Raw genomic sequence first — 20,888 nt, 5'->3', positions numbered from 1 at the left:
GGGCCGGCGCAAGGTTTGCCATCGCTAGCGCAGCAGGGCGCGCAACGCCACCGGATCGAGCCTGCCGTTGCTGTCCTTGCCCAGGCCGGCCAGCCAGCCTTGCACCGTCTCGGCCGGGCGCGCCGGGCTGAAATACCAGCCCTGCACGCAGCCCATGTCCCTGCCGCGCAGCCAGTCGAGATCTTCCTGGCGCTCCACGCCTTCGCACAGCAGTTCGGCATCGAACACGGCGGCGACCCCGTGTATCAGGGTCAGCAGGCCGGCCGTGCGCTGGTTGCTTGCCACGCCGTGCACGAAACGGCGGTCGGCCTTGAGGCGGTCGAAGCAGAAGCTGCTGAGCGTGTCGAGGTTCGAATAGCCGGTGCCGAAATCGTCGACCGCGATGCGCAGGCCGAGTGCGCGCAGCGCGGCCACCCGTTCGGACAGCAGCTGGGGCGATTCGAGCAGCTGGCTTTCGGTCACCTCGACTTCCAGCAGATGGCCGGGCACGCCGCTACGCGCGAGCAGGTCGCGTATGCGCGGCAGCACCTCAGGATGCAGCAGCGTGGCGCGCGACGCGTTCAGGGACACCGGCGCGGGCACCAGGCCGTCTGCCAGCCACGCCTGCAGGTCGGTGCAGACACGGGCCAGTACATGCAGGTCGAGCTCGACGATATCGCCGGCATGCTCGGCCAGTCCGATGAACCGGTTGGGCCCGAGCAATCCCAATACCGGATGCCGCCAGCGCACCAGTGCCTCCAGGCCGATCAGGCGGCCCTGCGCCAGATCCACCTGGGGCTGGTAATGCACTTCCAGCGCGCCGGCATCGCCGGCCCCGCGCTGCAAGGCTTGCAGTTCCATGCGCAGCTGCGTGCCGGCCCGCAGGCCCTGGTCGTACTCGCGGATGACGCTGGCGCTGCGCGCGTGACCCACCGCATGGGCGGCCGCTTCCGCACCATCCAGCAGGGACAAGGCGCCATCGTGGGCGGCATCATGCGCGCCAGCCAGCACGCCGCCGGCGGGGTGCCGCACGATACCGATGCGGGCATGCAGCCGACGCTGTCCCGACGCGGTATCGAAAGGCGCATCCAGCACGTCCCGCAATGCATCGATCCTGGCCGCGCTATCCTGCAGCACAGCATCCATGGCAAACGCGAAACGGTCGCCGCCCAGGTGGCCGGTCAGCCCGTACAAGCCACCCCAGGCCACGATGCGCTCGCCGACCAGGCGCAGGATGGCGTCGCCCTGGGCACGGCCGACGGCGTGGTTCAGCTGGCGAAAGCCGATCAGGTCGACGTAGCCGACCGTCAGCTCGGCGCCGTCCTCGGCATGGTCGAGCAGGCACTGCAGGTGATGCGCGAACACCTCGCGCTTGTACAGGCCGGTGGCGCTGTCGCAGTAGCGTGCATTCAGGGTCTCCGCCGCCACCTCGCCGAGCAGGCGCAGCTGGGCCGCCTGGTCGGCGTGGAGGGTGCGCGCCTCCTTGCCCATCACCCAGAGCGTGCCGAACACGTGACCGCCGGCCCCACGCAGCAGCACGGCGGCATAGTGGCACAGTCGCGCCACGGCCACGACGGGATTGTCCGCGAAGCGCGGATCGTTGGAAGCATCCGGCACTTCGAACCAGTCCTCGCCGACTTCGAGCGCGGTGTCGCAGAAGGACCCCACGCGCGGCAGGTAAGCATCGCCAACGCCATAGCGCCCGGGTACCCACATCTGCGACTGGAACACCAGGCTGACGCCGCCGATGCTGGTGCCGGTGGCCTTGACCGCCAGTTCGGTAATGCAATCGAGCCGTGGGTCGGTCGGCGCCAGTACTGGCTGGACTTCCCGCTCAGGGCGGGTCTGGGGGCGGCGCGCACTTTCCATGGTTACGCAGAATAATGATGGGTTCCTCCATCCTACTCCTGCTCGCATGGGGATGGCATAGCGACATGACTGGATACAGTCAATTGTGCATTCTTATTTGTGGATGCTTACCCGCCGCGCATGGGCGCCTTCCATGCGCCGCGGCCGCTGTCAAGACTGGCGAATCTGCCCGGTTTGCGTATCATTGCCACTCTGATCCATACCACTGCCCGACTCCATGCTGCCGTCCATCGAACAACGCCTCGCCCAAGAACTGTCCGCCAAACCGGTGCAGGTGGCCGCCGCCATCGCCCTCCTCGATGAAGGCGCGACCGTCCCCTTCATCGCCCGCTACCGCAAGGAAGCCACCGGCGGCCTGGACGACGTCCAGCTGCGCCTGCTGGAAGAGCGCCTGCGCTACCTGCGCGAACTGGAAGACCGGCGCGCTGCCGTGATCGCCTCGATCACCGAGCAGAACAAGATGACGCCGGAACTGCTGCAGGCGCTGGCGCTGGCCGAGGACAAGACCCGCCTGGAAGATCTCTACCTGCCGTATAAACAGAAGCGCCGCACCAAGGCCCAGATCGCGATCGAGGCCGGGCTGGCGCCGCTGGCGGACGCCCTGCTGGCCGATCCGTCGCAGCATCCGGACACCGTCGCCACCCAGTACCTGCGCGAGGCCTTCACCAATGCCGACGGCGTCAACAACCCGGGCGTGGCGGACACCAAGGCCGCGCTCGACGGCGCGCGCCAGATCCTGATGGAACGTTTTGCGGAAGACGCCGAACTGCTGCAGGCGCTGCGCGAATACGTGCAGGAACACGGCATGGTCGAATCGAAGGTGGTCGAGGGCAAGCAGGACGAAGGCGAAAAGTTCGCCGACTACTTCGATTACTCGGAAACCCTGTCGACCGTGCCCTCGCACCGTGCGCTGGCACTGATGCGCGGCCGCCGCGAAGGCATCCTCGACGTGACGCTGCGCCTCGATACCGAGCTTGAAAAGCCGAAGTGGGATGCCCCGCTGAACCCGTGCGAAAGCCGCATCGCCGCGCGCTTCGGCATCAAGGGCGCCGGCCGCCCGGCCGACAAATGGCTGCAGGATACGGCGCGCTGGACCTGGCGCGTAAAAAGCTTCATGTACATCGAGACTGAACTGATGGGCCTGCTGCGCGACAAGGCGGAAACCGATGCGATCCAGGTGTTTGCGCGCAATTTGAAGGCCCTGCTGCTGGCGGCGCCGGCCGGCCCGCATGCCACCATGGGCCTGGACCCGGGCCTGCGTACCGGCGTCAAGGTCGCGGTGGTCGACCCGACCGGTAAAGTGGTCGACACCGCCACCATCTATCCGCACGCGCCGCGCAACGACTGGGACGGCTCGCTGCACACGCTGGCCAAGCTCGCGGCCAAGCACAAGGTGTCCCTGATCTCGATCGGCAACGGCACCGCGTCGCGCGAGACCGATAAACTGGCGCAGGACTTGATCAAGCAGCAGCCTGACCTGAAACTGACCAAGATCGTGGTGTCGGAAGCCGGCGCCTCGGTGTATTCGGCGTCGGAATTCGCGTCGCGCGAGCTGCCCGACCTCGACGTCTCGATCCGCGGCGCGGTCTCGATCGCGCGCCGCCTGCAGGATCCGCTGGCGGAACTCGTGAAAATCGACCCGAAGAGCATCGGCGTCGGCCAGTACCAGCACGACGTGTCGCAGACCCAGCTCGCGCGCCAGCTCGACGCCGTGGTCGAGGATTGCGTGAACGCGGTCGGCGTGGACGTCAACACGGCGTCGGCGCCGCTGCTGGCGCGCGTGTCCGGTTTATCGGCCAGCGTGGCCCAGAGCATCGTCAACTATCGCGATGCCAAGGGTGCGTTCGCCTCGCGCGCAGCCCTGAAGAGTGTGCCGCGCCTGGGTGATAAAACCTTCGAACAGGCCGCCGGTTTCCTGCGCGTGATGGGCGGCGAGAATCCGCTGGACGCGTCGGCGGTGCACCCGGAATCGTATCCGGTGGTGCAGAAGATCCTGCTGGACATCCAGCGCGACATCAAGCACGTGATCGGCGACGGCGCGCTGGTGAAGTCGCTGAACCCGGCCAAGTATGCCGATGAAAAATTCGGCGTGCCGACCGTGTCCGACATCCTGAAGGAACTGGAAAAGCCGGGACGCGATCCGCGTCCGGAATTCACCACGGCCACCTTCAAGGAAGGCGTGGAAGAGATCAGCGACCTGCGTCCGGACATGATCCTGGAAGGCGTGGTGACCAACGTCGCCGCCTTCGGCGCCTTTGTCGATATCGGCGTGCACCAGGACGGCCTGGTGCACATCTCGGCGCTGTCGAACACCTTCGTCAAGGACCCGCACACGGTCGTAAAAGCCGGCCAGGTGGTCAAGGTAAAAGTGCTCGAAGTCGACGTCAAGCGCAAGCGCATCGCGCTGACCATGCGTTTGTCGGACAGCGCGCCGCAGGCAGGCTCGCAACCGCAGCAGCGCGGCGACCGCGATGACCGCAAGCGCATGGGCCAGCAACAGCAGCGCCAGGAACGCTCGGCGCCGGCGGCAGCGGGCGGTGCCATGGCGGCGGCATTCGCCAAGCTCAAGAAATAAGCATGTTCACGATCGCCCGCGCCGACCCGGCATCGCCCGACGCCCGCGTGCTGCTGGCGGAACTGGGCGCGGCGCTGGCGGCGATCACCGGCAGCGACGGGTCGGCCTCCTTCGATGCGGCCGGCGTGCGCGAGCCAGGGAGCTGCTTCCTGCTGGCGCGCGATGGCGACAGCAAGCCGGCCGGCTGCGGCGCCCTGCGTCCGCTGTCCGGATCGGTGGCCGAGCTCAAGCGGATGTATGCGCGGCCCGGCAGCGGCGCCGGCGTGCACCTGCTGGCGGCGTTGGAGCGCCAGGCCGCCGGCTTCGGCTACACCGAGGTGTGGCTGGAAACCCGCAGGGTCAACGCGCGCGCGGTCGCCTTTTACGAAAAGCATGGCTACCGGGTGATACCGAATTACGGCAAGTACGCCGGACGGCCGGAAGCCCTGTGTTTCGGCAAGCGCTGCGGGTCGGACTACCCTGTTATTTCAATACCGGCTTGAACCCGTCCCGGTTCGGCATCCGGATGGCGGCCAGCGACGCCGCATCGAGCACCGCGTCGGCTTTCAGGATGCCGTTCAGGTGCAGCGTGTAGGCGGTCACCGCATATACCTCGTCAGGCGTCAGCGATTGCGGGCTGTCGAGCGGCATGGCGCGGTGGATGTAGTCGTACAGCGTGGTGGCATACGGCCAGTAGCTGCCGACCGTGAGCACCGGCGCCTTGCTGGCCAGCGTGCCCTGCCCGCCCGCCAGGCGCGGCGCAATCCCCTTGTCGACGTTGGTGCCGTGGCACGACAGGCAGCGCGCCTCGTAGATCGCCCGCCCCCGGGCCACCGAGCCGGAACCGGGCGGCAGCCCGGCGCCGTCGGCGCGCACGTCGATATCCCAGCCGCGGATCTGGTCGGCGCCGGGCGTCTGGCCGAGTCCCAGGCGCGTCGCCTCGCGTGGTGCCGCGCCTTTTTCCATTTCAGGGCGCGGGGCCGCCGGCGCGCAGGCAGCCAGCGCCACGGCAGCCGCACCCGCCACGGCCAGCACAGCGATGGTCTTAGACGTGGACATTCGACACCTCGCCATTCGATGCGACCTTCCAGCTCTGGATGGCGTTGTAGTGATAGATCGAGTTCTGGCCGTCGGTCCCGATCAATGCCGCGCGGGTCGGCTGCACGTTCCCCGCTTCGTCGACGGCGCGGCTTTGCAGGATCGCTTCCTGTCCCGACCACACCCATGGCAGGCGAAAGCGGGTCAGGGCCCGGCTTTGCACCGGCCCGTCCAGCGTCGCCGCCTGCCACTGCCGGCCGCCGTCGAGCGACACCTCGACCCGGCTGATGCGTCCATGCCCGCTCCAGGCCAGGCCGCTGATCTCGCGGAACCCGTGGCCGTCCAGCACCTGGCGTGCCGAAGGCGCCGTGATCACCGATTTCACGCCCATCGCGAAGGTGAACTGGCGCGCCGTCCCGTCCGGCATCAGGTCGGTGTACTTGGCGGTTTCCTCGCGCGTCTGGAACGGCGCGTCGCCTACTTTCAGGCGGCGCAGCCACTTGATGTTCATGTTGCCCTCGAAGCCGGGCAGCAGCAAGCGCAAGGGGTAGCCCTGCTCCGGGCGCAGCATCTCGCCGTTCTGGCCGTAGACCAGCAGCGCATCGTCGAGCGCCTTGGCCAGCGGGATGCTGCGCGTCATGGCCGCCGCGTCGGCGCCCTCGGCCAGGATCCAGCTGGCTGACGCTTTCAGGCCGGCTTCGCGCAGCACGTCGGCCAGGCGCACGCCGGTCCATTCGGCGCCGCTGATCAAGCCGTCGATGTCCTGCACGCTGCCTTTGCCGGGTGCCTTGAATTCGGCCATGCTGTTGCCGGAACACTCGATGAAATGGCTGCGCGAGACGGCGGGAAAGCGCAGCAGGTCCTTCATGCTCAGCAACAGCGGCCGCTCGACCAGGCCATGCAGCATCAGGCGGTGCTGGGCCGGATCGATGGCCGGCACGCCGGCGTGGTGGCGCTCGAAGAACAGGCCGTTCGGCGTATTCGTGCCGAACAAGCTTTGCAAGGGGGTGCGGGTGGCGGTGGGAAACGGCGACGGCTGGTCCGGCAGCTTGCGCAGCACGTTCTTTTCGAACGGCGAGGGCAAGCCGTAGGCCGGATTCAGGAAGCCGGCGCCGGGCTCGCGCATCCATTGCGGCACATTTGGCGGCAGATTCGGCGGCAGGTTGTCCGCCACGGCGCTGCCGCCGGCGGCGGCCAGCGAGGCCACGGCGCCGCGCGCGATGAAGCGGCGCCTGCGCGGTGACGCCGGCGCCGCTGCCGGCGCGTCGGCATCTGGTCAAGCGATGTCCATCGTGTTCCCATCAGCAATTGAAGAGCTGATAACTTTACGCCGCTGCGAAAGTCACCGTCAACGGCAGCGCTAGACCAAGTTCAGATAAGCTCATGCAGTTTATGAGCGGATTTGGATAACACCCAGATTGACGGGAGAATGGGCGCACACCTTACAAATTGGATCCCCGCCTTCGCGGGGACGACCCGGCGGTAAACCTGCCGGGTCGTTTTCTTATAAAATGCCGGCATCCACGATTAATTACCTGAGGCGACAACCATGAGCGACGTACAAACCTGGATCAAAGAAACCGTGACCAACACGCCTGTCGTGCTGTTCATGAAGGGCACCGCCCAGTTCCCGCAGTGCGGCTTTTCCGGCCGCGCCATCCAAATCCTGAAAGCCTGCGGCGTCGATAACATCGCCACCGTCAACGTGCTGGAAGATGCGGAAGTCCGCCAGGGCATCAAGGATTACTCGAACTGGCCGACCGTGCCGCAGCTGTACGTGAACGGCGAATTCGTCGGCGGTTCGGACATCATGACGGAAATGTACGAGTCGGGCGAACTGGCTGCCCTGCTGAAAAAGAACGGCTGAAAGCATGGCTGATCTGCAGCCGCGCGCCGTGACCCGCCGCATTGTCGTCGCCATCACCGGCGCGACCGGCGCGGTCTACGGCGTGCGGCTGCTGCAGCGGCTCGGCGCCTGTCCTGGCGTCGAGACCCACCTGGTCGTCTCCGATGCCGCAGCGCTTACCCTGCACCAGGAAGTCGGCTTGCAAAAGCGCGACGTGGAAGCGCTCGCCCATGTGGTGCACCGCAACCGCGAGATCGGCGCCTCGATCGCCAGCGGCTCGTTCCAGACCGAGGGCATGGTAATCGCGCCCTGTTCGATGAAAACCCTGGCCGCGGTGGCGCACGGGCTGTCGGACAACCTGATCACGCGCGCCGCCGACGTCATCCTCAAGGAACGCCGGCGCCTGGTGCTGATGGTGCGCGAGACGCCCTTCAACCTGGCGCACCTGCGCAACATGACCGCCGTCACCGAAATGGGCGGCATCGTGTTCCCGCCCTTACCGAGCTTCTATAACCTGCCGGCCAGCATCGACGAGATGGTCGACCACACGGTCGCGCGCGTGATGGACCTGCTCGGCGTGGACAACAGCCTCGCACCGCGCTGGGCCGGCATGCGCGGGGACAATGCCACGGCCGACTAACGGTCGCCGTAGCGCTCTTTTTCTGCTTGCCGGGCTTCCCTGGCGTCTTCGATCTTCCTGCGCTGCTCGTTACGCTTGCGCATGATTTCTGCATGTTGCTGCGCCGTCATCGGCGGCGCGGTCATCAAATCCTTCAACTGCGCGGCATTGCTGTAGTTATTAATCATGAGGTCGTTGCATCCTTGTTGACTGATAACGATACCGATTATGCGCGAGACTCTGCAGTTTGTGCCGTTCGCTTGAACAAAAATCACGTATGCAAGGAAATAAAAAAGCCCGGTCGGAAATCCGCCGGGCTTGTTACCGTTCCTGTTCGCTGCCAGGCAGCGTGTAAGAAACTTATTTTTGCTGGTGATGCATGCGCACCAGCATGCGGATGAATTCGCGTGCCAGTTGCTTGTGGTGTTCGTCCAGGCGCTGCAAGTCGGCGATCAGTTTGACGTCGGCCGATTCGAAACGGGCGGCGCCTTCGCCGCTGTCGCCATTGCTGGCGGCGTTTTCCGAGCCACCGAAACGCAGCCAGTCGGCCGGCACGCCCAGCCACTGGGCGATCATGCGCAGTTTTTCCTGGGTCGGGATGGCTTCGCCGACCAGCCACTTGCGTGCAGCGTGGACCGTGATCGGGCGGCCTTCAAAGCGAATGTTAAATTCCCGTGCCAACCGCGTAGGGCTATCCGGCGAGTAATGGGCATTTTTCAGGGCTTGCTGCAGGCGCTCGCTGAAGCTCTCCCGTTCGTTGGTCGAATTCATGGGTGGCATTAATGGTTCATGCAAAGCCGTCATTGGTCGCTCCTTAAGTCAGACCGTCTGTGACGACAGGACAGGCTGGACGTAACAAAAGTGTGAGTATTGATCGATTCTCACATGCTGTCCAGCAATTCCCCACCTTTTCGGTCCTTGATTATGCAAGTGTGAAAAATATCCTACAGGAAAAAGAAAACGTTTGCCGAAATGATTTCACACGTGGCAATACCTAGGCAATCGCAATGAATGCCCATCATGCATTGGATGGGGCCGGGGGCCGCTTATGCAGGCCGCTTACGGTGAAAGTAAGTGATTGCTTAGGTGGCCTGGAAGCGAATGATGCCGTCGGCACCGGTTACACGGCGCAAGTGACCGTTTTGCCACAAAGCATGCAAATGGGCCAGTGCTTCGCCCAGGGCGAAGCTCAGCTGGTGGGCGTCGAGCGGGCGCCGGAACATGATCGGCACAATGTCAACCGCCGATTGCGGCGTGGCGCAGGCGGCCTGGACTTCGTCCAGCCGCGCCGCATGGTGGTCGCGCAGCTGGCGGATGCGGGTGTGCAGGCCGCGGAAGGGCTTGCCGTGCGACGGCAGGACCAGCACGTCGTCCGGCAGGTCGCCGAACTTGTCCAACGAATCCAGGTACAGCTGCAGCGGGTTGCCCTCGGGCTCGACCGCGAATACCGAGACGTTGGTCGAAATGCGCGGCAACACCATGTCGCCCGACACCAGCACGTTCAGCGCTTCGCTGTAGAGCGACACATGTTCGGGCGAATGGCCGAAGCCGGTGATCACGCGCCACGTGCGGCCGCCGATCGCGACCTGCTGGCCATCCTGCAGGCGGGTATAGGCCGGCGGCACCGACGGCACCAGCGACGGGTAGTAATTCTTGCGGCTCGCCATCTGTTCCAGCATGGCGGCATCGACCAGCCCGTGCAGCCGGAAATGCGGGATGGCCGAGGGGCCGTCGACGCCGGGCAAGGCCGCCGCCATCATGCGCGCGAAGGCGAACTCGGCGGCGCTGGTCCAGAACGGTACCTTGAAACGCTCGCACAGCCAGCCGGACAGGCCGACGTGGTCGGGATGGCAATGCGTCGCGAAGACGCGCAGCAGCGGCCGGCCGTCCAGGGCGCCGGCGATCAGCTGTTCCCAGGCGGCGCGGGTGGCATCGGTGCCGGCGCCGCAATCGATCAGCGACCAGCCGCGCCGGCCGTCGATCTCGTCGTCCAGCAGCCACAGGTTGATATGGTCGAGCGCGAACGGCAGCGGCATGCGCAGCCATTTGATGCCCGGTGCGGCCGGCGTAGGTGCTATGTCGAGCACGGTGCCGAGGGCCGGGACGGTGTCGCCGAAAGGATAGGCCAGCTGGGATTCGAGAGCGTTCATGCGCAGGTCTTTCGTGATATGACGGACGCGGCGCGCTACAATCACCGCCAATGAGATTACGTTGACGTAAACGGAAAGCGGCGCCAGCCTGGATTTTAAGCGATTCCCGGCGCCGTCACACTTTGCCCGCAGGACACCATGGCCACGACCTATACCATCGCCGAACTGGCACGCGAATTCGACATCACCGCCCGCGCCATCCGCTTCTATGAAGACCAGGGTTTATTGAGCCCGAAACGCGAGGGCCAGGGCGGACGCAACCGCGTGTACACGCCGCGCGACCGCACGCGCCTGAAACTGACGCTGCGCGGCAAGCGACTGGGCCTGACCCTGTCGGAGATCAAGAGCATCATCGACATGTACGAGTCGCCGAAGGACACCGTGGCCCAGATCGACCGTTTCCTCGACGTGCTGGCGCACCAGCGCCGCACCCTCGAGCAGCAGCGCGCGGACATCGAGATGTCCCTGGCCGAGATCGCCGTGCACGAGGACGAGTGCAGACGCTTGCTGGAAGAAGCCGGCGTGCAGGACGCGCCGGAGCGCAACGCCGCCTGACGCAACAGCCGTCTCACTTGACGTTTACGTTAACGTCACTCCGCGTTATCATGCACTTATAAGACACCCGATAAGGACGGAGACGATATGCTGCACCTTCCAGGCTTGACCTTTGACCACGGCGAAGACATCGCCGCGCTGCGCGAAGCGGTGCAACAGTTCGCGGCCAGCGAAATCGCGCCGCGCGCTGCGGAGATCGACCGCACCGACCAGTTCCCGATGGACCTGTGGAAGAAGATGGGCGAACTGGGCCTGCTGGGCATCACCGTCGGCGAGGAATACGGCGGCGCCAACATGGGCTACCTGGCCCACATCGTGGCGATGGAAGAAATCTCGCGCGCCTCGGCCTCGGTCGGCCTGTCGTACGGCGCCCACTCGAACCTGTGCGTGAATCAGATCAAGCGCAACGGCAACGAAGAGCAAAAACGCACCTACCTGCCCAAGCTGATCTCGGGCGAGCACGTCGGCGCGCTGGCCATGTCCGAGCCGAACGCCGGTTCCGACGTCGTCAGCATGAAGCTGCGCGCCGAGCTGAAGGGCGACCGCTACGTCCTGAACGGCACCAAGATGTGGATCACCAACGGCCCCGACGCCGACACCCTGGTGGTGTATGCGAAGACCGACATCGAGGCCGGCCCGCGCGGCATGACCGCCTTCCTCATCGAAAAAGGTTTTAAGGGTTTCTCGATCGCGCAGAAGCTGGATAAATTGGGCATGCGCGGCTCGCACACCGGCGAACTGGTGTTCCAGGATTGCGAAGTGCCGGTCGAGAACGTGCTGGGCGGCGTGGGTAAAGGCGTCAACGTGCTGATGTCGGGCCTGGACTTCGAGCGCACCGTGCTGTCCGGCGGCCCGCTGGGCATCATGTCGGCCTGCATGGACGCGGTGGTTCCCTACATCCACGAACGAAAACAGTTCGGCCAGGCGATCGGCGAATTCCAGCTCATGCAGGGCAAGATCGCCGACATGTATTCGACCATGATGGCCTGCCGCGCCTACGTCTACGCGGTCGGCCAGGCCTGCGACCGCGCCACCGGCCCGGAGCAGGTGCGCGCCCTGCGCAAGGACGCCGCCGGCGCCATCCTGTACAGCGCCGAAAAGGCGACCTGGATGGCCGGCGAGGCGATCCAGACGCTGGGCGGCAACGGCTACATCAACGAGTACCCGGTCGGCCGCCTGTGGCGCGACGCCAAGCTGTACGAAATCGGCGCGGGCACCAGCGAGATCCGGCGCATGCTGATCGGGCGCGAGCTGTTTGGCGAGACCATGTAAGTCAAGGTTCAAGCAGGAGAAGTGGAGGGGAGACGCGGGCTGCGTCGTAGAGCCGAAAAGGCCACAAGAAGAGTCGCAAAGACCGCCGCAAGCCCCCACCGAACGTCGTTCCCGCTTGCGCGGGAAGTCGGTTCCGGCAATGCCGGGAACGACGGGCTGGTGGTCCCTCTTCCAGTTACAGCCGTTCGACGTCCTCAAAACACCGGCGATCCCATCGCCACCCTCATCCTGTCTGGAGACACACCATGAACAACGATCCGATCGTCATCGTCGGCGCCGCCCGCACCCCGATGGGCGCCTTCCAGGGCGACTTCTCCTCGAAATCCGCCAGCGACCTGGGCGCCGTGGCGATCAAGGCCGCGGTCGAACGCGCTGGCGTCGACGCCGACAAGGTCGAACACGTCTACTTCGGCAACTGCCTGATGGCCGGCCAGGGCCAGGCCCCGGCGCGCCAGGCGCTCATCAAGGCGGGCCTGCCCGTCTCGACCGGCGCCGTGACCCTCTCCAAGATGTGCGGCTCGGCGATGCAGGCCGCGATCTTCGCCCACGACGCCTTGAAAGCCGGCAGCGCCGACATCGTCGTGGCCGGCGGCATGGAGTCGATGACCAATGCGCCCTACCTGATCCCGAAAGCGCGCGGCGGTTACCGCATCGGCCATGCGCCGATGTTCGACCACATGATGCTGGACGGCCTCGAAGACGCCTACTCGCGCAACGAAAAGACGGGAGAAGGCCGCTCGATGGGCACCTTTGCCGAGGAATGCGTGGCGACTTACCAGTTCACGCGCGAAGACCAGGACGCGTTCGCGATCGAATCGGTCAAGCGCGCCCAGAACGCCAACAACGACGGCAGCTTCGACTGGGAAATCGCGCCGGTGAGCGTGGCGAATCGCCTGGGCGAGCAGATCATCGAAAAGGACGAAGGCCCGCTCAAGGCGCGCACCGACAAGATCCCGTCGCTGAAACCCGCGTTCAAGAAGGAAGGCACCGTGACCGCCGCCTCCTCGTCCTCGATCAACGACGGCGCCGCCGCGCTGGTGATGATGCGCGAATCGACCGCCAAGGAACTGGGCCTGGCGCCGATCGCACGCGTGATCGGCCACGCCACCCACGCGCAGGAACCGAATTTGTTCACCACCGCCCCGATCGGCGCGATGAAAAAACTGTTCGCCAAGACCGGCTGGACCAGCGGCGACGTCGACCTGTTCGAGATCAACGAAGCCTTTGCCGCGGTGCCGATGGCCGCCATGCGCGACCTCGACATCCCCCACGGCAAGGTCAACATCCACGGCGGCGCCTGCGCGCTGGGCCACCCGATCGGCGCCTCGGGCGCGCGCATCGTCGTCACCCTGCTGGGTGCGCTGAAGAAGACCGGTGGCAAGCGCGGCGTGGCCTCGCTGTGCATCGGCGGCGGTGAAGCGACCGCGCTGGCGATCGAAATGGCCTGAACCACGCGCGTCGCCAAAACACGGTATGGTGACAGCTTGTCATCCATACCGTAAGGAGCTGCACCATGTCCACCGTTCTCATCTTAGGCGCCTCGCGCGGCATCGGCCACGAACTGGTCCGCAAGTACCGCGCCGACGGCTGGCGCGTGATCGCCACCGCCCGCCAGCAGGCCGACTGCGACGAACTCGCGCAGCTGGGCGCCCAGGCGCTGCGGCTGGACGTGACCAACGCCGAATCCATCGCCGGCCTCGGCTGGCAGCTGGACGACGAAAAGATCGACGCCGCCTGGCTGGTGGCCGGCGTCTACGGCCCCACCCACGACGGCTTCCCGACCGAGCAGGAATTCGACCAGGTCATGCACACCAACGTGCTGGCCGCGATGCGCCTGCTGCCGATCGTGGCGCCGCTGGTCGCCGCCACGCGCGGCAAGCTGGCCGTGATTTCCTCGCGCATGGGTTCGATCGGCGAGCGCCGCAGTGCCGACGGCTCGCTGTACCGCGCCAGCAAGGCCGCGCTGAACTCGGTGCTGGCCGATACCGCCTTGCGCTTCGGCCCGCAGGGCGTCACCTGCGTCAGCTTCCATCCGGGCTGGGTCCAGACCGACATGGGCGGCGCCGGCGCCACCCTGACGGTGGAAGAGAGCGTCAGTGCGTTGCGCGCGACCCTGGCCGGCGTCGGCCACGGCCAGAACGGTTCCTTCTTGAACTACGACGGCGGTCCGATTCCCTGGTAACGCGCAGGCAGGGGCGCCGCGATAACAATACAGACGAGACACCATGATATTGAGCGAAGAACACCAGATGATCCGCGACGCCCTGCGCGCTTTCTCGCAGGAGCGCCTGGCCCCCAACGCCGCGCGCTGGGACCGCGAACACCACTTCCCGAAGGAGGAGCTTAAGGAACTGGCGCAGCTGGGCGCCTTCGGCGTGGCGGTGCCCGAACAGTATGGCGGCGCCGGCCTCGACTACGTGGCGCTGGCCCTGGTGCTGGAAGAAATCGCGGCCGGCGACGGCGGCACCTCGACCGTCATCTCGGTGAACAATTGCCCGGTATGCTCGATCGGCATGACTTACGCCAGCGAAGCCCAGAAACAACGCTGGCTGCGCCCGCTCGCCCAGGGAGAACTGCTGGGCGCCTTCGCCCTGACGGAACCCCATACCGGCAGCGATGCCGCCGCCCTGCGCACGACTGCCACCCGCGACGGCGATCATTACGTCATCAACGGCACCAAGCAATTCATCACCAGCGGCAAGAACGGCGACGTGGCGATCGTCATGGCGGTCACGGACAAGGCCGCCGGCAAGAAAGGCATCAGCGCGTTCTGGGTGCCGACCGACACCCCCGGCTACATCGTGGCCGGCATCGAACACAAGATGGGCCAGCATTCCTCGGACACGGCGCAGATCGTGTTCGACAACTGCCGCGTCCCGCTTGACAACCTGATCGGCGAAGAAGGGCAAGGCTACAAGATCGCACTGTCCGGCCTGGAGGGCGGCCGCATCGGCATCGCCTCGCAATCGGTCGGCATGGCGCGCGCCGCCTACGAGGCCGCCCTGAATTATGCAAAAGAGCGTACCAGCTTCGGCAGCCCGATCTTCGACCACCAGGCGGTACAGTTCCGCCTGGCCGAGATGGCGATGGGGATCGAAGCCGCGCGCCAGCTGATCCTGCATGCGGCATCGATGAAGGATGCGGGACTGCCCTGCCTGAAGGAAGCGGCGATGGCCAAGCTGTTCGCCTCCGAAATGGCCGAACGGGTGGTTTCGAGCGCGATGCAGGTGTTCGGCGGCTACGGCTACGTGGCCGATTTCCCGATCGAGCGCATCTACCGCGACGTGCGCGTGTGCCAGATCTACGAAGGCACCAGCGATATCCAGAAGATCCTGATCGCCAGGGCGTTATGATGGCGTCATGAATGCACCCAACGAACAGGTAGCGAAGATGAAGATCCGCCCAGCCGTCGAAGCCGACCTGGCGGCCTTCTTCGCCTACCTGGACGACCACCTGCGCGACAACGGCGCCAACGGCACCCCGCTGTTCCAGCCGCTGTCGCGCGACCAGCCGCGCATGCCGGCCGGGCTGCGCCTGGCCTTCATCAAGGGTCTGCACCTGGCGGTCGGCCAGCCCGGCTGGCGCCGCCTGTGGCTGGCGCTCGGACCGACCGGCAACATCGCCGGCCACATCGACCTGCGCGCGCGGCCTGAATCCGCTGCCGCGCACCGGGCAATGCTGGGGATGGGCGTGCAGCGCCTGTACCGGCGGCGCGGCCTGGGTGTGCAGCTGGTCGGCACTGCCGTCGACTGGGCGCGCCAGGAAGCCGGCATCGACTGGATCGACCTGGAAGTGCTGGCCGATAACCGGCCCGCCGTCGCGCTGTACCTGCGCGCGGAGTTCCGGATGATCGCGCGCATCGAGGACATGGTCAGGGTCGATGGCGCCAGCTACGACCTGTGCTACATGACCTTGCCGCTGGGTTGAGCTGCAGCGGCGCCGCTGCAACAATAATTTTCCCTTTTGTTAACATTCCTGTGGCCGCGTGCTAGAGTGGAAATGCTTGCGTTTTCATAAACTTTATCAGCCGAGTCCACATGAAATCCATGATCGTCCTGAGCCTGGCGCTGAGCGCAGGCGGCGCCCTGGCGCAAGATGCGCCCATCACCTACGGCGCCGCCGATTGCAGGATCGCCAAGCTGCTGCCCGCGCCGGCGACCGCGGTGCAGTGGAGCGGCAAGTGCCAGGATGGCTTTGCCGATGGCGTCGGCATCCTCACGTGGAAGACCGCGGACGGCAGCGCCATGCGGCTGCAGGGACGGCTCCTGCGCGGCGCCGTCGCCGGCGAAGCCAAGCTGCGCATCGGCGACAAGCTCACCTACATCGGTTCGCTGCGCGACGGCATCCCCGACGGTGAGGGCTATCTGAAATATGCCGACGGCCTGCAGTATGAAGGCGGTCTGAAGATGATGGTGCGCGAAGGGAAAGGCACGCAAATCTACGTCAACGGCAACGTCTACCAGGGCCAGTTCAGCAAGGACCGGCCGAACGGCCAGGGACGCCTGAGCTTCGTACTCGGCGGCAGCATCGAAGGCGAATTCGTCGACGGCAAGCCGACCACCAGGGGCAAGATGGTGTATGCCGGCAGCGGCCGTACCGAGGACTTGCAGACGCTCGCGCAAAAGGAAGCCCACCCCAAGCCCGCTGCCGACAAGACCTTCAGGACGCGCGAGGACGAAGCGCAACTGGGCACCCACTTCCGCCGCGTCAACGGTAGCGGCTCACTGCCCAGCAACGCCGGCTGGGAGATGCTGACCGAGGACGAGAAAGCACAGTTCCGCAGCCAGTATCCGGCACTCGAGGAAGGCGACGATCCGCCTTATCCGGAACACGGTCCGGGCGGCATCTACAAGGTGGTGCGCGCGGCCGGCGGCCGCTACGGCGACAACAGCGAGCTGCACCTGAACGTGCTGGTCGGCGCCGACGGCGTAGCGAAACAGGTGGTCAAGCTGGGCGACTTCGACGCCGAAGCCACCCGCTACGTCGCCGCGGCCGCCATGGGGGAGCACTACAAGCCGGCCAAGTGCCACGGCGCGCCGTGCGAGATGATGTATCCGCTGCACGTCAGGTTCCAGCTGGTCTGGTGACCCGCGCCGCTTAGAACCCTTCCAGCACGATCTTGCCCTGCGCCCGGTTCGACTCGAGCAGCGCATGCGCACGCTTCAGGTTGTCGGCGTTGATGACGCCGAAGTTCTGGTTGACCGTGGTCTTGATCGTGCCCGCGTCCACCAGCTCGGCGATGCGGTTCAGGATGCGGTTCTGCTCGGCCATGTCGGCGGTGTTGAACAGCGAACGGGTGAACATCAGTTCCCAGTGCAGCGACACCGCTTTTCGCTTGAACTTGCGCACGTCGATCGGGGCCGGGTCGTCGATCAGGCCGAATTTGCCCTGCGGCGCGATCAGGTCGACGATCTGGTCGAAGTGGTGCTCGGTGTGGGTCAGGCTGATCACGTAGTCCGGGGCCGGCAGCCCGGCCTGCGCCAGTTCCTCGCCCAGCGGCTTGCTGTGGTCGATCACGTGGTGGGCGCCCAGCTGCAAGGCCCAGTCGCGGGTTTCCGGACGCGAGGCGGTGCCGATCACCGTCACCTGAGTCAGCCGGCGCGCCAGCTGCAGCAGGATCGAGCCGACGCCACCGGCGGCGCCGATCACCAGCAGGGTTTTACCCTTGCCCGCGTCGCCGGTCGGCACGTCCAGGCGGTCGAACAGCATTTCCCAGGCCGTCAGGCCGGTCAGCGGCAGCGCCGCGGCCGGGCCGAAATCGAGCGATGCCGGCATGTGGCCGACGATGCGCTCGTCCACCAGCTGCAGCTCGCTGTTGCTGCCGGCGCGCGCGATCGAACCGGCGTACCAGACGCGGTCGCCCGGCTGGAACAGGGTCACGTCGGGACCGACCGCCTTGACGATGCCGGTCGCATCCCAGCCCAGCACCTTCCATTCGCCGGCTTCCGGCTTGGCGCTCTTGCGTACCTTGGTGTCGACCGGGTTGACCGACACCGCGTGCACCTCGACCAGCAGGTCGTGGCCTTGCGCGACCGGGTCCGGCAGGGTGATGTCGACCAGCGCCTGGGCGTCGTCGATGGGGAGGCTGGTCTGGTATCCGATGGCTTTCATGGGGGGCTCCTTATGCAGATGGGTTATCGATGGCTGTCATTCTGACCAGTTTCGCTTTTTTGATAAACTGGGTAATGCCGAATTCACTTTCAATAATATTTTGAAAATCGCTTTGAAAATTCGTAGCGTCCAGGACCTGGAAATCTTCGTGGCGACGGCCGACCACGGCAGCCTGTCGGCGGCGGCGCGCCAGCTTGCGCTGTCGCCGGCCGTGGCCAGCGCCGGCCTGAAGCGCCTCGAGGCCGACCTCGGCGCTGCCCTGTTCGTGCGCACCACGCGCAGCATGCGCCTGACGCTGGCCGGCGAACGCCTGCTTGGGCGCAGCAAGGCGCTGCTGGACGGCTTGCGTGAGGCCGAGGACGAACTACGCGCCGGCGGCGATGGCGTCGAGGGCCAGCTGCACATCTCGATGCCGTCCGACCTCGGCCGCCACGTGGCGCTGCCTTGGCTGAACGAGTTCCAGGCGCGCCATCCGGGCGTGCGCCTGCGCCTGCAGCTGACCGACCGCGTGGCCGACATCTACCGCGAACCGGTCGACATCGGCCTGCGCCTCGGCAAGCCGCCCGGATCGAGCATGGTGGCGCTGCCGCTGCTGGAGGATAACCGGCGCGTGCTGTGTGCGGCGCCCGCCTACCTGGCAAGGCGCGGGGTACCGGCCTCACCGTACGAACTGGCCGGCCATAACTGCCTGTGCTTCATGCTGGACGAGACGGTCAACGACCGCTGGCGCTTCAGCAAGGACGGCGAGGATATCGAGGTCACGGTGCAGGGCGACCGCGTGGCCGACGATTCCGAGATCGTGCGGCGCTGGGCGCTGGAAGGACTCGGCATCTGCTACCGCTCGCGCATCGACGTCCAGGCCGACCTCGCTGCCGGCCGGCTGCGGCAGGTATGTCCGGACTGGCAAGGGAGCAACGTGCCCTTGTACATGGTGCTGGCCAACCGCCGGCAGGTGTCGCCGGCGGTGCGGGTGCTGCGCGAATTCCTGGTGGCGCGCTGCCGGGCGCTGGCGGAAAATTGAAGGCCACCGGATGACGCTGCGGAACCCGGGCATAATCGTCGCACCAACCCGTGCATAGGCACTTACCGAGGACAGCGCATGAACACCGCATCGACGACGGCAGAACAATGGGAGCGACAACTGCGCGAGGTACGCGCCCGCGTGGCGCAGGCCGGCGGCAAGCCGGGCGTGGTGCCGGCGGAAGCGGCACGCGCCATGAGCGGCCTCGAGATCATGCAGGCGCTGCTGGCCGGACACTTTCCGTATGCGCCGATCGCCGAGACGCTGGACTTCTTCCTGGTCGAGGTGGAGCCAGGCCAGGCGACCTTCCAGGGCACGCCCCTGCCCGGCCACCTGAACCCGATGGGCACCGTGCACGGCGGCTGGTATGCGACCCTGCTCGATTCGGCGGTGGGCTGCGCGGTGCAGACGATGCTGGCGCCGGGCCAGGGCTACACGACGGCGGAACTCAGCGTGAACCTGGTGCGCGGCGCGCGCCTGGATGGCGGACCGCTGCGCGCGATCGGCAAGGTGCTGCATTGCGGCCGCCAGCTGGCGACCGCCGAGGGCAGGATCGTGGATGCGCAGGGCCGGCTGTACGCGCATGCGACGACCACCTGCCTGGTGTTCGGCGCGCGCTGACCGCTGCTAACTGACCTCTGCTAGCTGACCGCCGGCTCCAGCAACGTCAGCGTCTGCGCAGCCGTATCGAGCGTGGCGCGCACGCCCAGCGGCATGGTGAACTGGTGGCGGATGTGGCCGAACGAATAGCCGCTCACCGCCGGTACCTGTAAAGGCTGCAGGTGTACGTCGAGGGTCTGGTCCAGCGTGAGCGACGGTCCCTCCCCCTGCGGCCCGCAGTTCTCGCAGATGCCGATCATGAGGGCGGCCGCCCCCGCCAGCGGCAGCGACAAGTCGAGCTGGGTCATCCAGCGGTCGATCCGGTACGGTTCCTCGTTGACTTCCTCGATGAACAGGATGGCGTCGCGGTAATCGGCGGCATACGGCGTGCCGGCCAGCGCACTCACCAGGGACAGGTTGCCGCCGACGAGACGCCCGCTGGCGACGCCGCCATGCACGGTGCGTATGCCGTATTGAGGCGCCTGCAGCGCCTTCAGGGCATTCTCCGCCGCCATCGGGATCGTGTAGCTGGCGCGCGGGTCGGTCAAGACCGCCAGCATGTGCCCGTCCGAATAGGCGGACGGCGTGCTGCTGGCGACCGGGCCGTGGAAGGTCACCAGGCCGGCATGGGCTTGAATAGCCAGGTGCAGCGCCGTGATGTCGGAATAGCCGAGCAGGATCTTGGGGTGGCGGCGGATCAAGCCGTAATCGAGGTGCTGCAGCAGCGAGATGCAGCCGGAGCCGCCGCGGATCGCCCAGATGGCCTTGACCTCCGGGTCGCGGAACATGCAGTGCAGGTCGGCGATGCGGGCCGCCACCGTGCCGCCGTAGTTGCCCCAGACTTCGCGCAGCCAGGCGCCCTGCTTCACCCGGAAACCGAGGGCTTCGATGTGCTTGACGGCCTTTTCGATGGCATCGTCGCTGGTGTAGCCGCCGGGGGCGACCAGGCCGATGACATCGCCCTTGCGCAGGCGCGGGGGTTTGATCAGGGGTGGCATGAAAGGGGAGGAAGAGGCAGTTGCGGCAGGCAACGCCAGGGATGCGGCCAGCGCGCTCCCGAAACGGCGCCTGCTCATGCGGGTTATGCTCGACATGCGGATACGGACCATCCTTAACGTCGTCCCTGCGAAGGCAAGGACCCAAGTTGCAAGCTTATCGTTAACGAAAGCAGAACTTGGAGAAATGGTGCCGGGGGCACCATTTCGCCTGCGCGGGGATGACGGTATGGATGGCGGGGACGACGGTGTGGATGGCAGGGGCGACGTAGTGAATGG

The 20,888-nt window shown here is 66.1% G+C and carries 21 protein-coding genes; 13 read left to right on the top strand and 8 right to left on the bottom strand.

All coding sequences use genetic code 11. From position 1 onward, the window contains the following. Nucleotides 1-24 precede the first annotated feature (24 nt). Nucleotides 25-1,848 carry a putative bifunctional diguanylate cyclase/phosphodiesterase gene (locus U1H99_RS14885; protein WP_323142501.1) on the bottom strand — a complete coding sequence of 608 codons (1,824 nt, stop codon included), beginning with the start codon at nt 1,846-1,848 and terminating at the stop codon, nt 25-27. A 217-nt stretch (nt 1,849-2,065) separates the two neighbouring features. Between U1H99_RS14885 and U1H99_RS14880 the strand changes: the two genes are divergently transcribed. Both U1H99_RS14880 and U1H99_RS14875 read left to right on the top strand, forming a co-directional pair. Next, nucleotides 2,066-4,423, top strand: coding sequence for a Tex family protein (locus U1H99_RS14880; protein WP_323142500.1), 2,358 nt, complete (start codon nt 2,066-2,068; stop codon nt 4,421-4,423). A gap of 2 nt (nt 4,424-4,425) precedes the next feature. Then, nucleotides 4,426-4,905 carry a GNAT family N-acetyltransferase gene (locus U1H99_RS14875; RefSeq protein WP_323142499.1) on the top strand — a complete coding sequence of 160 codons (480 nt, stop codon included), beginning with the start codon at nt 4,426-4,428 and terminating at the stop codon, nt 4,903-4,905. Here the strand turns inward: U1H99_RS14875 and U1H99_RS14870 are convergent. Together U1H99_RS14870 and soxC are read right to left on the bottom strand one after the other, a co-directional pair. Further along, on the bottom strand, nt 4,886-5,461 hold the full coding sequence (locus U1H99_RS14870; RefSeq protein ID WP_323142498.1) for a c-type cytochrome: 576 nt from the start codon (nt 5,459-5,461) through the stop codon (nt 4,886-4,888). The two genes, U1H99_RS14875 and U1H99_RS14870, sit on opposite strands and share 20 nt — an antisense overlap. Further along, nucleotides 5,448-6,647 (bottom strand): sulfite dehydrogenase, encoded by a 1,200-nt coding sequence (gene soxC, locus U1H99_RS14865; RefSeq protein WP_323142497.1) that lies wholly within the window; start codon nt 6,645-6,647, stop codon nt 5,448-5,450. The genes U1H99_RS14870 and soxC overlap by 14 nt, the downstream gene beginning before the upstream one ends. Before the next feature lie 342 nt (nt 6,648-6,989). Here soxC and grxD point away from each other — a divergent pair, with 342 nt between their 5' ends. Next, the gene (grxD, locus tag U1H99_RS14860; protein WP_323142496.1) at nt 6,990-7,307 is read left to right on the top strand and encodes a Grx4 family monothiol glutaredoxin; all 318 of its coding nucleotides are present in this window, start codon (nt 6,990-6,992) and stop codon (nt 7,305-7,307) included. A 4-nt stretch (nt 7,308-7,311) separates the two neighbouring features. After that, complete coding sequence (locus U1H99_RS14855; protein WP_323142495.1) at nt 7,312-7,926, top strand: UbiX family flavin prenyltransferase; 615 nt, start codon at nt 7,312-7,314, stop codon at nt 7,924-7,926. On the opposite strand, the gene U1H99_RS14850 is transcribed toward U1H99_RS14855, so the two are convergent. The 3 genes from U1H99_RS14850 to U1H99_RS14840 form a co-directional block, all read right to left on the bottom strand. Continuing rightward, nucleotides 7,923-8,093, bottom strand: coding sequence for a hypothetical protein (locus tag U1H99_RS14850; RefSeq protein ID WP_323142494.1), 171 nt, complete (start codon nt 8,091-8,093; stop codon nt 7,923-7,925). The two genes, U1H99_RS14855 and U1H99_RS14850, sit on opposite strands and share 4 nt — an antisense overlap. Before the next feature lie 172 nt (nt 8,094-8,265). Beyond that, nucleotides 8,266-8,685 (bottom strand): hypothetical protein, encoded by a 420-nt coding sequence (locus tag U1H99_RS14845; protein WP_255517587.1) that lies wholly within the window; start codon nt 8,683-8,685, stop codon nt 8,266-8,268. Nucleotides 8,686-8,987: 302 nt separating this feature from the next. Next, nucleotides 8,988-10,055: an MBL fold metallo-hydrolase gene (locus U1H99_RS14840; protein ID WP_323142493.1), complete on the bottom strand. Its 1,068-nt coding sequence runs from the start codon at nt 10,053-10,055 to the stop codon at nt 8,988-8,990. Between the two features lie 138 nt (nt 10,056-10,193). Between U1H99_RS14840 and U1H99_RS14835 the strand changes: the two genes are divergently transcribed. The 7 genes from U1H99_RS14835 (at nt 10,194) to U1H99_RS14805 (ending at nt 16,969) form a co-directional block, all read left to right on the top strand. Further along, nucleotides 10,194-10,610: a MerR family transcriptional regulator gene (locus U1H99_RS14835; RefSeq protein ID WP_323142492.1), complete on the top strand. Its 417-nt coding sequence runs from the start codon at nt 10,194-10,196 to the stop codon at nt 10,608-10,610. 87 nt (nt 10,611-10,697) lie between these two features. Then, complete coding sequence (locus U1H99_RS14830) at nt 10,698-11,882, top strand: isovaleryl-CoA dehydrogenase (RefSeq protein WP_323142491.1); 1,185 nt, start codon at nt 10,698-10,700, stop codon at nt 11,880-11,882. A 245-nt stretch (nt 11,883-12,127) separates the two neighbouring features. Further along, entirely contained in the window at nt 12,128-13,330 is a 1,203-nt protein-coding gene (locus U1H99_RS14825) for an acetyl-CoA C-acyltransferase (protein WP_323142490.1), read from the top strand. 65 nt (nt 13,331-13,395) lie between these two features. Continuing rightward, nucleotides 13,396-14,064, top strand: a complete 669-nt coding sequence (locus tag U1H99_RS14820) for an SDR family oxidoreductase (protein ID WP_323142489.1) — start codon at nt 13,396-13,398, stop codon at nt 14,062-14,064. A gap of 43 nt (nt 14,065-14,107) precedes the next feature. After that, complete coding sequence (locus U1H99_RS14815; protein ID WP_323142488.1) at nt 14,108-15,235, top strand: acyl-CoA dehydrogenase family protein; 1,128 nt, start codon at nt 14,108-14,110, stop codon at nt 15,233-15,235. Between the two features lie 7 nt (nt 15,236-15,242). After that, nucleotides 15,243-15,809 (top strand): GNAT family N-acetyltransferase, encoded by a 567-nt coding sequence (locus U1H99_RS14810; protein ID WP_323142487.1) that lies wholly within the window; start codon nt 15,243-15,245, stop codon nt 15,807-15,809. A gap of 110 nt (nt 15,810-15,919) precedes the next feature. Next, entirely contained in the window at nt 15,920-16,969 is a 1,050-nt protein-coding gene (locus U1H99_RS14805) for an MORN repeat-containing protein (protein WP_323142486.1), read from the top strand. 10 nt (nt 16,970-16,979) lie between these two features. On the opposite strand, the gene U1H99_RS14800 is transcribed toward U1H99_RS14805, so the two are convergent. Continuing rightward, on the bottom strand, nt 16,980-17,993 hold the full coding sequence (locus U1H99_RS14800) for a zinc-binding alcohol dehydrogenase family protein (RefSeq protein ID WP_323142485.1): 1,014 nt from the start codon (nt 17,991-17,993) through the stop codon (nt 16,980-16,982). Between the two features lie 118 nt (nt 17,994-18,111). On the opposite strand from U1H99_RS14800, the gene U1H99_RS14795 reads away from it, so the two are divergent. Continuing rightward, on the top strand, nt 18,112-19,014 hold the full coding sequence (locus U1H99_RS14795) for a LysR family transcriptional regulator (RefSeq protein ID WP_323142678.1): 903 nt from the start codon (nt 18,112-18,114) through the stop codon (nt 19,012-19,014). Nucleotides 19,015-19,092: 78 nt separating this feature from the next. Continuing rightward, nucleotides 19,093-19,635, top strand: a complete 543-nt coding sequence (locus tag U1H99_RS14790; protein ID WP_323142484.1) for a PaaI family thioesterase — start codon at nt 19,093-19,095, stop codon at nt 19,633-19,635. Between the two features lie 20 nt (nt 19,636-19,655). On the opposite strand, the gene U1H99_RS14785 is transcribed toward U1H99_RS14790, so the two are convergent. Continuing rightward, nucleotides 19,656-20,690, bottom strand: a complete 1,035-nt coding sequence (locus U1H99_RS14785) for a S66 peptidase family protein (RefSeq protein ID WP_323142483.1) — start codon at nt 20,688-20,690, stop codon at nt 19,656-19,658. Between the last annotated feature and the right edge of the window lie 198 nt (nt 20,691-20,888).

This window comes from Massilia phyllosphaerae (genome assembly GCF_034659755.1).
Lineage (GTDB): Bacteria > Pseudomonadota > Gammaproteobacteria > Burkholderiales > Burkholderiaceae_D > Telluria > Telluria phyllosphaerae.
This window is presented reverse-complemented; position numbering and strand designations above follow the sequence as displayed.